Source organism: Paenibacillus alvei DSM 29 (assembly GCF_000293805.1).
Lineage (GTDB): Bacteria > Bacillota > Bacilli > Paenibacillales > Paenibacillaceae > Paenibacillus_B > Paenibacillus_B alvei.
The window spans coordinates 159,587-173,333 of record NZ_AMBZ01000010.1 but is presented as its reverse complement, the minus strand read 5'-3'; the positions used below and the strand labels follow the sequence as shown (position 1 = coordinate 173,333).

Sequence of the window (13,747 nt, the reverse complement as noted above, 5' to 3'; positions counted from 1 at the left end):
CGATACTACACAACGGAGTGAGACTTATGAATGAACTGCTATCCGTTCAACAACTGAGAACTTCGTTCCATACACGCGACGGAGAAGTGCAGTCTGTCCGGGGCGTCAGCTTCGATGTTCACGAAGGTGAAGTCATTGGCATCGTCGGTGAATCGGGCAGCGGCAAGAGCGTGACAGCGAAGTCTCTCATTGGATTAATACAGTCTCCGGGACAGATTAAGAGTGGTAGTCGAGTGCTGTTCCACGGAGATGATTTATTAGATATGTCGGAAAAGGAGCTGCGACGCATTCGGGGGAATCGTATCGCAATGATCTTTCAAGATCCGATGACGTCGTTGAATCCGGTTGTAAAGGTAGGCGCGCAAATCGTTGAGGTGCTGCAGCGCCATCAGAAGCTGTCGAAGGGCGAGGCGCGAAAGCGGGCAATCGAGCTGCTGCGTCAGGTCGGTATCCCGTCTCCCGAACAGCGGATCGATCAATATCCACATGAATTCAGCGGCGGTATGCGTCAGCGCGCAATGATTGCCATGGCGCTTTCCTGCCAGCCTGAGCTTTTGATTGCAGATGAACCGACGACCGCGCTCGACGTTACGATTCAGGCGCAAATTCTTGGCTTGATGAAGGAGCTTCGGGATACAACGCGTACTTCGATTCTTCTGATCACGCATGATTTGGGCGTTGTGGCCCAAGTATGTACAAGAGTTATCGTCATGTATGGCGGATTGATTATGGAAGAGGGCACGGTTGAGGATATTTTTGAACGGCCGCGCCATCCATACACGAAGGGACTGCTTCGTTCGATTCCGAAAGTATCGACCGGAACGCGTGAACGTCTGGCCACGATTGAAGGAACGCCGCCGAATCTGCTTCATCCGCCGGAAGGATGCCCATTCATGGAACGCTGTCCTTCTGCCATGGAGCAATGCCGACATATGCCGCCGGTCGTGACGACAGATCCAGGGCATCGCTCGCTCTGCTGGCTCGTACAGAAGGAGGAAGAGGAGCGTCTGGAACGGTTGGAGAAGGGGGCTGCGAAATGAGCAAGAAGAACGAAGTACTGCTGGATGTGCGCGGATTGAAGAAATATTTTCCTGCCTCCAAATCACTGCTTGGACGCACTCAAAAAGTGCTGCGGGCAGTGGATGACGTCAGCTTCCACATTTATAAAGGGGAGACGTTCGGGCTGGTCGGGGAGTCTGGCTGCGGGAAATCGACGACTGGCCGCTCGATCGTAAGACTATATGATGTGACAGAAGGCGAAGTGTTGTTCGACGGTCATAACATCGCGACGATGAACGAGAAGCAGTTGAAGCCGTTTCGCAAGCGGATGCAGACGATATTTCAGGATCCGTACTCCTCACTAAATCCGGGCATGAACGTTACGCAGCTCATTAGTGAGCCAATGGCGATTCATGGCGTAGTAAACCGGAAGGATCAGCGTGATACGGTACTGTCGCTGTTGGAGAAGGTTGGTCTTAAGCCGGAGCATGCAGAACGTTATCCGCATGAGTTCAGCGGCGGCCAGCGTCAACGGATTAGTATTGCGCGCGCACTGTCGGTGCGACCTGAGTTCATTCTATGCGATGAGCCGATCTCGGCGCTTGATGTGTCGGTACAAGCTCAAGTGGTCAATATGCTGGAGGATTTGCAAGAGGAGTACGGACTGACATATCTGTTTATAGCACATGACCTATCCATGGTAAGACACATTTCTGATCGGATTGGCGTGATGTACTTGGGCAAGCTGGTAGAGGTCGCACCTAGCGATGAGCTGTACAACCATCCTGCGCATCCGTATACCCAGGCGCTTTTGTCAGCAATTCCTATTCCGGATCCGATACAGGCGGGATCATCGATCTCGATGTTGCAAGGTGATTTGCCAAGTCCGTTGGCAGAGATACAGGGCTGCAAATTTGCCTCACGCTGTCCATTTGCTACTGAACGCTGCCGTCAGGAGGAGCCAAAATGGCGCGAAATTTCTCCTGGGCACTACGCGGCTTGCCATTTAAATGATGGTCAAGCGTAAATGCTGTTGAAGTTAGTTTTCGTATAGCAATTACGATAGGCAATAGGTATCCCATAGCTAGTATGGTATAATGTAAAATATTTGTTAATTGGTGCCAATTTGCGATGAGGGAGAGTGGAAAAGATGTCTATGGAGAATCGGGTATCCCAAAATACGGCCATTATGATAGAACGCGCTCGTCGTAAAGGCATTACCGATGATCAACTGCTGCATGCAGCACGTACAGGGGATGTCAGCGAACTTATAGCGATTAATGAAGAGTGGTATACGTTTGACGATTTTGTATTCTATGCGAACGAGCATGATGAGCCTCTCGCTCAAGCAATTGCAGTGGGGTATCGGATGACATTTAATACGAACAATGGTTTATCGGTATGGCTGCAGGAGCGATTTGGCTTGCAAGAGGGAGAGCATTACACGAAAGAAATGGGACGAATTTCGGGTTTGAAGCTGAGTATGGAAGATATAAAGTCGCTTCGCTCCTCATTGGCCTTGAATTGGACGGTCGTGGATGAGGGAGAAGCAGCAGATGGCTTGAACATCGTAACGCTTGCCGTCCGTGCTTTGCTTGCGCAATCATAATGTAAAAAAATGATTTATTAAATCAGAGCCGCCTGTTTTCTCCATGGGAGAGGAAGGCGGTTTTTTATATGGGAAGGGCAGGAAAAAATGAGGGGTCGCAATGGTCTATGTAAGACGACGAGGACGAGCACTATGGGAAAATCTCATATTCTTTTGCACGTTGTTCGCTTCAACCCATTTATAGGATGGCGTATTTTGTGTTACAATAGGACTTACGTGATTTTGTGATGAGAGGGCTAACGATATGAGTAAATTATCCGAACAATTAGCGCAAGAGGTAGAGAAGCGTCGTACCTTTGCGATTATTTCTCACCCAGACGCTGGTAAGACGACATTGACAGAGAAGCTTCTCCTGTTCGGGGGCGCCATCCGTCTCGCAGGTACGGTCAAGGCTCGCAAAGCGAGCAAGCATGCAACGAGTGACTGGATGGAAATCGAGAAGCAGCGCGGTATCTCGGTTACGTCTTCGGTTATGCAATTTGATTATAACGGACATCGCGTTAATATTTTGGATACACCGGGTCACCAAGACTTTAGTGAAGATACGTATCGTACATTGACTGCAGCCGATGCTGCTGTCATGTTGATTGACGTAGCGAAGGGTGTTGAGGCACAGACGATTAAGCTGTTCCAAGTATGTGCGAAGCGTGGTATCCCGATTTTCACATTCATTAACAAGCTCGACCGCGAAGGTCGCAGCCCGTTCGAATTGATGGAAGAAATCGAGCAAGTGCTTGGTATCCGCTCTGTGCCGATGAACTGGCCGATTGGCATGGGACGCGGCTTGTGCGGTGTATATGATCGCATGAAGAACCAAGTCGAGCTGTTCCAGGACGATAACACGAAGATCAGTGTGAAGAAGGTAGAGGATTATAACGATCCGGCAATTCGCCAAATTGCAGGCGACTATTTGCATGATCAATTGTGCGAAGAACTGGAGCTATTAGATGTAGCGGGCGATGAGTTCGATTACGAGAAAGTAAAACGCGGTGAGTTGACGCCAGTCTTCTTCGGAAGTGCCGTAAATAACTTCGGCGTGCAGACTTTCCTGGAGAACTTCTTGCAGTTGGCTCCGAAGCCAGCGCCTCGTCAGTCGACAACAGGTTCAATTGATCCAACGAACGAGAAGTTTACGGGCTATATTTTCAAAATTCAAGCAAACATGAACCCGGCACATCGGGATCGCATTGCCTTCCTGCGCATTTGCTCCGGCAAATTCGAGCGCGGGATGTCCGTTAAGCATGTACGGGCAGGCAAGGATATTAAGCTTGCGCAGCCGCAGCAATTCCTTGCCCAGGATCGGGATATCGTGCAGGAGGCATTCCCAGGCGATATTATTGGTCTGTTCGACCCGGGCATTTTCCGGATTGGAGATAGCCTGAGTCAAGGCGGAGAAGTGGTGTTCGATGAGCTGCCAACCTTCTCTCCTGAGATTTTTGCCCGAGTGACGGTTAAAAATGCATTGAAACATAAACAGTATCAAAAAGGCGTCGATCAGTTGACTGAGGAAGGTACAATTCAAGTATTCCATTCCACGGGTGTATTCGACGAGACGATACTGGGCGTAGTCGGTCAGCTCCAATTCGAGGTATTCGAATATCGGATGAAGGCGGAGTACGGTGTTGATGTGTTGCTGCAGCGCCTCACTTATCAGTTTGCAAGATGGGTAACGGGAAATCCAAAGGATATTGATCCTGCGAAGTTCCGTATCAATTCACAGCTCGTCAAGGACAAGAACGGCAACTTTGTCGCGTTGTTCGAAAATGAGTATGCGATGCGTACGGCTATGGATAAAATGCCAGATTTGAAGTTTATGGAGACAGCTCCTTAAAGAGAATAAAGTGAAAGCCCGCCAAATCAATGGCGGGCTATATTATTATCCCAGACCCAAAGGCCTGTGTAGGATGGAAGTACGACACTGCCATCTATATCTGGTGTAAGCAGATCGCAGGCAGTGGAGCCGAAGAACCAATTCGTGATGTACTTGGCCTCCTCCATCGAGGGGAAGCGAAAGGAAGTGGACAATTCTGTACGATGGAACCCGTACTGTTCTTCTAATGCTTGTATATAGACTTGCAGAGAAGCTGGAACAGCAGGAGCGGCTACACCCGTCCCAAGTGTCTCCCATATTGCGATACGGCCACCGGGACACAGCACGCGAGTCAGTTCGTTCATGATGCGGGCAATAGCCTCAACCTGCTGCTCACGATCATTGAGTTCACAAACCCCGTAGCAAACCGTCCAGCCAGCTACAATCAGATCAACAGAATGGTTAGCTAGAGGCAGCTTGTGGTGCACAGCCTCTTGTATGTGCAACTTAGCGGCTGTAGGAGCGGTAATTTTACCTAAAAATGCATCGCACTCTATATTGCTCTTCAACTGATCTAGCATTGCCGTAGAGGCGTCCAGCGCGATATAGGAACCGTTTGGCCATTCCTTGTTGGACATTTCTGTTAATACAACACGCGTAAATCTTCCTGTTCCTGCACCAAGCTCTACAATCCGATCATAAGGCTTCGTTGCAAGCACCTGTTGAACAGAATACTTCCACTCGAGTTCATCGTCCTCGTAATGGATCATGCGGTCATAATCAGCCGCTTGCTGTGCATAAATGTTATTATGATCGGGGTTATTAGACATGGCGGATTGAATCTGCTTATTGTTCGTTTGTTGTAAGGCTGCATCCTGTTGGCTTGGGTTAGGAATATGATCCTTTGACGGATTGGTAGGCACTTTATGCTTCTCCTTTCGAAATAACAAGCAAATGAATTAAATGATTCAGTTGCTCTGCCTTTACTTCAAAGGAATGGTTTTCCAACCAAGCAATCAGTCTGGAACGATCGGCAAAATACTCATCATGAACTGCCTCAATGCCTTCAAAGTCTTCTGCTTCCTTCAAGTCTTCAATGAAGGAGGCGCGATGCGCGTCGTCCCGGAACATTAAATCTGCGATAACGATGCGCCCGCTTGGCTGCAGCACACGGCACATTTCCGCCAGAACAATTTCCTTCTGTTCATCCGTTACATGATGCAGCGCATAGGTTGACACAATAAAGTCGAATGCCTCATCCGCCAGCGGCAATGCTAACATATTGCCTTGCAGCAGCCGAATGTTCGGCCATTTTTCCCGACATCGCTCCAGCATGGCGCTTGATTGGTCAATTCCCGTCATCTCCGCCCCTTGATTGACGCAGCGGCCTGCAAGGTTGCCGGTGCCGACGCCAATCTCCAGCCCTTGTGCGCCTGGCTTCGGCTTGGCTTCTAGGCAGACCCGATCAAGGATATCTTCATAATTTGCATGTACATCCAACGGCCCAGTACCATTCGCCACTAGCTTATCATAATGTGTTGCTTGCTTATCAAAATTCCAACGATCGCTCCAATCACTGCGCAGTTTCTGGTATTGTCGTGATTGCTCGCCAATTGCATGCAGTCTGCCCATCATCATCTCTCCTTGATTCGAATTTTCATTTTGATAATTGAGAAGCTTGTCAATCTGATTAATGAGTCGCTTTAGCTCGGTATATTGCAGAGCCAGCTCTTGTCGTTTTTCTAATAAGAAGGGACGGACTGATTCCATATTTCCTAGAATCGCATCATCAATGCAGCAACGAATTTGCTCAATTGACAAATTCATCTCGCGAAGAGCCCCTATTGTTCGTAGCCGGTTCATATCAGTTTCATTGAATATGCGATAGCCATTTTGTTCTTTCGTGAGCGGAGGCAGCAGTCCTTTTTGTTCATAAAAGCGTATTGCCCTCGTGGTCATACCGAGTTGCTCCGCGGCTTCTTGAATTTTCATGGGCATCAGCTCCTTGCTTCGATATGCATTCATTGTAGCGTTTGACGCAGCGTCAATGTAAAGCGATATGTAAAAAAGACGCAGAACCATAAAACTCGGGGGATGAGCTTTACGAATTCTGCGTCTTTTTCATGTGGGGCATGCATAATGGAATTGTCGAAAAATAGAAAATATGATGCTGATGAATTATTTTGCAGCTTGGTCGCTTTTCAGCTTGCTCTGAAGTGTGTCGACTAACTGTTGACGAGCTTCGCTGCTGCTTGCTTTCCAGATCATTTCGAACAATACGCCAAGTCCGGGCAATGCGCGCTCGTCATAATCGATGGAGCCTTCAATCATATCGACGATATCTTCATCTGGCTTATTTTTACTTTTGTACAATTGCTTGACGCAAATTCAATGTGACAGCCATTGGCAGTTCTCCTTCCTTCGCGTGCTGCTGTTCATTATTCCGCCGTTGTATGGAATGGCGTATAAGCAGTTATATCTTAGCTCATCCAGATCGCCACTAAGCATACATTGCGGAACATGCCAGCTTCATATTTTAACGTTCCCTGAGTACAGGACACTCATACGTGGAAGGATTGGCGTTTCACCTGCAGAGATGGGCATGCTATAATGGAGGTTATAAGAATGTTGTCGGAAAATGGGGAAGGTGAACCTATGGCTGCCAAAAAACAATTTGCCATTATCGGTATGGGGCGTTTCGGCACTAGTGTTGCGAAAAGCTTAAGCAAGATGGGATTTGAAGTGCTGGCGATTGATTCAAGTGAACAAAAAATACAGGATGTTGCCAATATGGTTACACATGCGGTATCTGCAGAGTCTACAGATGAGGATGCGTTAAAGGCGCTTGGCGTCCGCAATTTCGATGTTGTCGTCGTTGCAATTGGGCAAGATATTCAGGCGAGCATATTGACTACCCTTATCTTGAAAGATTTGGGTGTGCCGACGATTGTAGCCAAAGCTCAAAATGAGCTGCACGGCAAAGTATTAAGCAAAATTGGCGCCGATAAGGTTGTATTCCCTGAACGAGATATGGGGATGCGCGTTGCGCACAATCTGATATCGCCTAACATCTTGGATTATATCGAGCTGTCGGATGATCACAGCATCGTCGAGATTCGCGCGACGCCGCTCATGATCGGCAAGAACTTGAAGGAGCTTGATATCCGCGCAAAGTATGGATGCAACGTCATGGCGATTAAAAATAATGGCAAGACGAACATTTCTCCATATGCAGAGGATCGCATAAAAGAAGGAGATGTGCTTGTCATTATCGGACAGAACGATCATTTGAATACGATGGAGCTGGCATTTTCGGAATCATGAGAGAATCATTGAGCATTACTTCGATACAAAATAATAAGGTGAAAAGCTGGGTACAACTAAAAGAACGGAAGCACCGCAACCGTGAAGGCTTGTTCATCGTAGAAGGGATCCACCTTGTTCAAGAAGCGCTGCGCTCTGGGCTGCAGGTGGATGTTGTTGCTTATGATTTGGAGAAAGGCATACCGCAGGAGCTGGAGTCGTTCCATAATCATGCTGAAAATGCGTCTCCCTTAGGTCGAGGCAACAATACCGAATGGATTGCGGTGTCGGATGCCATTATCCGCAAATGCAGTGATACGGAAACTCCGCAGCCTGTCATTGCAATCGCGCACAAACCCTCCGCTTCTGTAGACAGCTTGCTGGCGTCGCCCAATTCGTTGGTGGTGGTTGTGGATGGCGTACAGGATCCAGGCAATCTCGGAACGATTATTCGAACTGCAGATGCAGTTGGTGCAGACGGTGTTGTCATTGGCAAAGGAACCGTCGATCTCTATAACGCGAAGACGATTCGTTCGACCATGGGCTCGCTGTTTCATTTGCCAGTGGTGGAAGGTGACTTGACGGAGCTGCTTCCTGCGGCGCAAGCACATGGAGTTCGTCTAGCCAGCACCAGCTTACAGGCAACGCATTCTTGCTATAGCTACGACTATCGCCATGCGTCATGGCTAATCGTCGGCAATGAAGGACAGGGAGTGTCACAGCAGGTGCAAACACTAGTGGATGACACGATTATTATTCCGATGCGCGGACAAGCGGAATCGCTGAATGTCGCGATGGCTACCACTGTTCTGTTGTATGAGGCAATGCGACAGCGTCATTATTCGGGGTAACCCAGTCATTAAATTTGTTAGTTACGGGACACTTTTTTAAGATAGTATAAGACCTTTTATAACAGCGACAATAGATAAGGGTTCACTCAAGCCGTAAAAACGGATTGAGTGAACCTTTTTATTGAAAAACAAAAGGCGGAAAAGACTGAAGACTTATTAGATATGGCACGGATTAGCAGCAACGGCCGATGGACAATCGCTCGCTGATGTGGCAGAGGGGATTGTTGGCTTTGATGCATTCATGCACATGAGCTCCCTTTCCATGCCCGTCTTATTCATAGCGGGGATCTTATGTCGCCTCCAGCTGCTGTTTACCGGCTCATGGCGAATCGTGTTCCGAATGCGCGTTATGTTGAGATTCAGGGCGCCGCACATATTTTCAGTGCGGATTCCGCTGCAGCATTTAATGAGGCTGTCATTTCCTTTCTTGTTGAAGTGTCGACTAGCACCTCGTTGGTCTAAAATCGGCGGTCCAACGAGCATAGTCAGTGTGACGGCATAGCTGCTTTTGCCTCATTACTAATTATTTTATTCCCGTGATTTATACACTGGTGTTATATAATTCTTGCTGCTAACAAATCACAAAAACCACAGAATTATACCTTCTGTGGTTTTTGTTCTTCTTTCACACACAGTAAGTGAAATGATCGTGATAGATTTGAAGAATTTGAGAACAAGGAAAATAAATATGAATTATCCCCCTTGATTGTTAATTACTGTTTGGTGTAGGGAGGGGAAATTGTGATATATTCTTCCTGCTAATCCCATTCGTTAAATTCATAGCAAAACAAATACATAAAAATACAAATAACTTGGCTATGGGTGGATGGAGGATGGAGCTAACTTATTTATAACTAGGGGGAACAGAAATGAGAAAAATGAGATTGCCAATTCTCATGCTAGCTTTTATCATCGGACTCGTTGTATTAAGTCCTGTTAAAGCTTCAGCAGCGAATCAATTTACGGGTGGACTATTGGATAGTCTGCCAGTTCAGGTCGGGCCTGCAATTGGGCAAGGGAAACCAGTAACGGAAGCGACAGATAATAATCTCTCGTCATATATTTCGATGGGGGGGAAAAACTTAGCTTGGTATACATTCCCTTCTCCGAAGGATATAAATGCACTAGTTTTGCGATATGACGGTGCAATTACTGTTGAATTTTATGATGATCAAAGTAATCTGATCTCAAATTATAGCCTGTTAAAAATTGATGGTATTCAAACACTACCTGCAACAGTTAAAAATGTTTCTACGGTTGTATTGAAATCTGCTGCTACTGCTTATGTCTATGAGTGGAATCTATTCGAAATACCATCAGCACCTCCTTCACCTACAACGATTTCCTGGATTCAGGGTGGGGATAAGTTTGTTCGATTGGACTGGGTATCTACTGCAGCGAAGTCTTACAATATAAAGCGATCCACATCATCAGGTGGCCCGTATTCCTTGTTGGCAAGTAATATAGCTGATACAACGTACACCGATAACACAGTGACTAACGGAACTGAATATTTTTATGTAGTGACTGCAGCCAATGAAGCGGGAGAAAGTGTTAATTCACCGCAGAAGAATATTAAACCAAATGCGACGCAATATACCGGTGGCTATCTTGACGGACTTGCAATCGATATGGGGACAAGCATTAACAATCCAACAAGCACAGTAAAAGAAATCACGGATAACAATGAATCAACATATGTTGGCATTAACAATAAGACTTTCGTTTGGCATACTTTTAACAAGCCAACAGAAATAAATTCAGTCGTAATAAAGTATGATAATAGTGTCGATATTGAATTTTATGATAACAACTACAATTTGTTATATTCCTATACTCCATTACATATTAACGGTGTTCAGACACTACCTACACCAGTTAAAAACGTGTCAACGGTAGTAGTGAAAGGGAAACCGGGGACTGCTTATGTTTATGAATGGAATTTATTTGGAAAGCCTTCGACCCCACCAGTACCAACGAAGATTAACTGGATATACGGTGGAGATCAAATTGTTAAGCTAGATTGGGATACAACAGCTGCAAAATTCTACAATGTGAAAAGAGCAACATCATCAGGTGGCCCGTATGCATTACTTGTAGCCAATATTAGTGGTACAACTTATACGGATAAGTCTGTAATAAACGGAACGACCTACTATTATGTTGTGTCAGCAGTTAATGAAGCTGGCGAAAGTAAAAACTCTCCGGAAAGCAGCATCATGCCGTCAGCAACAAAATACACCGGTGGTTTGTTGGATAGTCTAGTAATTAACGCAGGTCCAGTTATTGGAGATACAAAAGAAAAATAAGAGAAATAACAGATAACAAGGAAGCCACCTATACATCACTGGGTAAGAGTAAACATGTTTGGTATACATTTAAAATGCCTAAGGAAATATCTTCATTTATTGTGAATGCTCAAGGTGAAGTGACCCTGGAATTGTATGATGAGCAAAATAATATTCTACTTGCCTACGATGCCACTAAAAATAAGGAAGTAGAAACTCTTCCTGAACCAATTAAAAATGTGTCAACAGTCGTTCTAAAGTCAAAAACAGGGGCTACTGTTTATCCTTACGAATGGAACGTTTTCGGTACAGGCGAAGAGGAGCCTACTCTTGATCCAATTCAATTAACTGCATCTGGTGGCGACAAAAAAGTTGTTCTGAATTGGAACGTCGCTAAAGGCGCTACGGGCTATAATGTAAAACGGAGTACAACTGCAGGTGGCTCGTATGCATCAATTGCTACTGTTACGAGCAGTACGTACACGTATACAGATACATCTGTTACCAACGGAACAACATATTATTATATCGTTGCTTCGCTATACGGAACATTTGAAGGTTCAGTATCCAATGAAGCATCTGCAACTCCGAAGTCTGGCGGTACAACGCCTACAAATCCTACAAATCCTACAAATCCTGATCCAGGTAACAATGAACCTGGCAGCCGTGCACTGCTTTTCATTACGCTAAACAACGGTATTCAAAAGGAATACGACCTGTCGATGGCGGAAGTAGAAGCATTCATCAATTGGTACGAAGGACGTGCTTCTGGAAACGGAAAGGTTATGTTCGCATTTGACAAGCATAACAATAATAAAGGGCCATTCAAGAACCGGAAAGATTATGTCTTCTTCGACAAGATTATTACATTTGAAGTCAATGGATATGACACTGACGGATCGACCCCAGACAAAGAAACTGGAAATCAGAATGAAAATAAGCCGCAGCCGCATTATCCAGAAGAAGAATATTAATAATACTTAGTTTATATAATTCAATAGTGAATGTTGTATAGTGACAGAGCCATGTAAGGAGACTATCTCCCGAGTGGCTCTTTTTGTTTAATATGAGATCTACTCCTTGTTTTCTATGTAGGAAATACGTATTCATACGTAGTATAGTCCTATAAACATACAAATATGTAATTGAATTTCCAATATTTTAGTATCTATGAAAAAGTCTTTTTTTGCTAGGATGGAAGATAGCGCATTATATCATCTTTTATCTCTAGCAAAGTGAGGCTATGGAAGTGACTCTACGACGTAAAATTGTCATATTAACAGCTATTGCCGCTATGTTTATAACCGGAGGTCTGGCATGGGGAGAGTCGAAAAGCACAGGACTGCCCTTCGATGATATTACTGGGCTTTACGGACAGCAAGATATCATCAATCTGTATAAGAAAGGCATTGTGACGGGTTCCGGTAACCGATTATATGAGCCGGAGAGATCTGTGAGCCGGGCAGAATTCATCACGATGGTCAATCGAATGTTCAACCTGCAGCCCGTGGCAAGCGATATTCCAGCCTATGATGACGTTACGCGCGGCGCTTGGTATTATGGGGCTGTGCAAGCTGGTTCATTGCTGCATTTGGTGGAGGGAACAGGAGAGAGGAGCTTCCAGCCTCAGCAGGCCGTAACCCGGCAAGAAGCCGCAGCGATTATCGTACGTGCATTTAAGCAATCTGCAAAGACTGATTCTGGGGTGTTGTCCTATCCAGATGCCTCTCAAATTGCGAAATGGGCGAAACCGTATGTTAGCGTCATGCAAAAGCTGAAACTGATGAATGGTGACGAGGAAGGATTTCGACCGAATGATTCATTGACACGTCAAGAAACGGCTGTTGTATTGAATCGAGCTCTTCAGCGACCGGATTGGTCGAAAGCATTGACAAAAGCTCCGCCGAAGCGAATTGAGATGGGGTGGAAGCATGAGCTGACGACTCAGCAATATATCTCGAAAGTGTCCGGATCAACCGTTAATACCCTTTCACCAAGATGGTATTTCCTCGATGCCAAGGAGTCGGTGACTGATCAGACAGATAAGACGCTTCTGACATGGGCCAAGAACAATGGCAAGCAGGTGTGGGCGCTTGTGGGGAACCGTTTCAATGCGGATCTGACACATGAAGTGCTTACCAATCCGACGAAGAAGACCTCAGTTATTACGAAGCTTATCGGTTTTGTGAAGACGTATAAACTGAATGGTTTGAATCTTGATTTTGAAAATGTTCGTCCGGAGGACAGACAGGCCTTAACTGCATTTGTGTCGGAATTGGCTGCTAAGCTGCATCAAAATAATGCGGTTTTGTCTATCGATGTGTCTCCTGATTTGGGTACAGATTGGACGGAGGCGTTCGATTATGCTGCTCTCGGCAAATCAGCGGATTACATGGTGCTAATGGGGTACGATGAGCATTGGGACGGAGCGCCAACGGCGGGTTCTGTGTCTTCTTTGCCATGGCTGCAGCGAGCACTCGACAAGCTGTTGAAATCAGTGCCGTCTCATAAAGTGATAACCGCCTTCCCCTTCTATTCACGGGACTGGACGGTAAGCGGAAAAAGCGTAACCTCCCGTGAACTAACCTTAATTGAGCAAGGAGAGTTACTGCGCACGCGCAAGACAAAGTGGGATGACCGGACATCGCAATACGTAGCAGATTTCATAGAGCGCGGGGCAAGACATCAAGTTTGGGCGGAGGACAGCCGTTCGCTTGCTGCAAAGTATGCAATGGCAAGCAGCCGCAATGTGGCTGGGTTCGCTTACTGGTATGTGGGAGCTGAAACGAATGATGTATGGAAGGCCCTAGATAATCAGTGGAAATACTCTAATTTGCAATTTTAGAAAATGAGAAAATATTTATTTTTAGTAAGGAGAGAGTGTACT

The 13,747-nt window shown here is 46.0% G+C and carries 13 protein-coding genes; 10 read left to right on the top strand and 3 right to left on the bottom strand.

The features are described 5' to 3' along the window. The first annotated feature begins 26 nt into the window (after positions 1–26). The 4 genes from PAV_RS26465 (at position 27) to PAV_RS26450 (ending at position 4,439) form a co-directional block, all read left to right on the top strand. On the top strand, positions 27–1,040 hold the full coding sequence (locus PAV_RS26465) for an ABC transporter ATP-binding protein (RefSeq protein ID WP_005551194.1): 1,014 nt from the start codon (positions 27–29) through the stop codon (positions 1,038–1,040). Continuing rightward, on the top strand, positions 1,037–2,026 hold the full coding sequence (locus tag PAV_RS26460; protein ID WP_005551192.1) for an ABC transporter ATP-binding protein: 990 nt from the start codon (positions 1,037–1,039) through the stop codon (positions 2,024–2,026). The genes PAV_RS26465 and PAV_RS26460 overlap by 4 nt, the downstream gene beginning before the upstream one ends. Positions 2,027–2,149: 123 nt before the next feature. Beyond that, the gene (locus PAV_RS26455; protein ID WP_005551190.1) at positions 2,150–2,608 is read left to right on the top strand and encodes a hypothetical protein; all 459 of its coding nucleotides are present in this window, start codon (positions 2,150–2,152) and stop codon (positions 2,606–2,608) included. A gap of 244 nt (positions 2,609–2,852) precedes the next feature. Then, positions 2,853–4,439 (top strand): peptide chain release factor 3, encoded by a 1,587-nt coding sequence (locus PAV_RS26450; protein WP_005551188.1) that lies wholly within the window; start codon positions 2,853–2,855, stop codon positions 4,437–4,439. A 26-nt stretch (positions 4,440–4,465) separates the two neighbouring features. On the opposite strand, the gene PAV_RS32780 is transcribed toward PAV_RS26450, so the two are convergent. From PAV_RS32780 to sspI, 3 genes are all read right to left on the bottom strand, one after another. Beyond that, positions 4,466–5,341, bottom strand: coding sequence for a class I SAM-dependent methyltransferase (locus PAV_RS32780; RefSeq protein WP_005551186.1), 876 nt, complete (start codon positions 5,339–5,341; stop codon positions 4,466–4,468). A 1-nt stretch (position 5,342) separates the two neighbouring features. Then, positions 5,343–6,410, bottom strand: coding sequence for a MerR family transcriptional regulator (locus PAV_RS26440; RefSeq protein ID WP_005551185.1), 1,068 nt, complete (start codon positions 6,408–6,410; stop codon positions 5,343–5,345). Positions 6,411–6,596: 186 nt separating this feature from the next. Then, positions 6,597–6,791 carry a small acid-soluble spore protein SspI gene (gene sspI / locus PAV_RS26435; RefSeq protein WP_338010920.1) on the bottom strand — a complete coding sequence of 65 codons (195 nt, stop codon included), beginning with the start codon at positions 6,789–6,791 and terminating at the stop codon, positions 6,597–6,599. Positions 6,792–7,073: 282 nt separating this feature from the next. Here sspI and PAV_RS26430 point away from each other — a divergent pair, with 282 nt between their 5' ends. The 6 genes from PAV_RS26430 (at position 7,074) to PAV_RS26405 (ending at position 13,705) form a co-directional block, all read left to right on the top strand. Beyond that, entirely contained in the window at positions 7,074–7,742 is a 669-nt protein-coding gene (locus PAV_RS26430; protein WP_040736995.1) for a potassium channel family protein, read from the top strand. Continuing rightward, positions 7,739–8,572, top strand: coding sequence for a TrmH family RNA methyltransferase (locus PAV_RS26425; RefSeq protein WP_005551183.1), 834 nt, complete (start codon positions 7,739–7,741; stop codon positions 8,570–8,572). Before PAV_RS26430 ends, PAV_RS26425 begins: the two co-directional genes overlap by 4 nt. Before the next feature lie 291 nt (positions 8,573–8,863). After that, positions 8,864–9,034, top strand: coding sequence for an alpha/beta fold hydrolase (locus PAV_RS36585; RefSeq protein ID WP_238555926.1), 171 nt, complete (start codon positions 8,864–8,866; stop codon positions 9,032–9,034). A 407-nt stretch (positions 9,035–9,441) separates the two neighbouring features. Continuing rightward, a complete protein-coding gene (locus PAV_RS35590) occupies positions 9,442–10,881 on the top strand; it encodes a fibronectin type III domain-containing protein (protein ID WP_005551182.1) in 1,440 nt (479 codons plus the stop codon). A 101-nt stretch (positions 10,882–10,982) separates the two neighbouring features. Next, a complete protein-coding gene (locus PAV_RS35585; RefSeq protein ID WP_193373016.1) occupies positions 10,983–11,834 on the top strand; it encodes a hypothetical protein in 852 nt (283 codons plus the stop codon). 269 nt (positions 11,835–12,103) lie between these two features. Beyond that, complete coding sequence (locus tag PAV_RS26405; protein ID WP_268599806.1) at positions 12,104–13,705, top strand: S-layer homology domain-containing protein; 1,602 nt, start codon at positions 12,104–12,106, stop codon at positions 13,703–13,705. Positions 13,706–13,747: the final 42 nt, after the last annotated feature.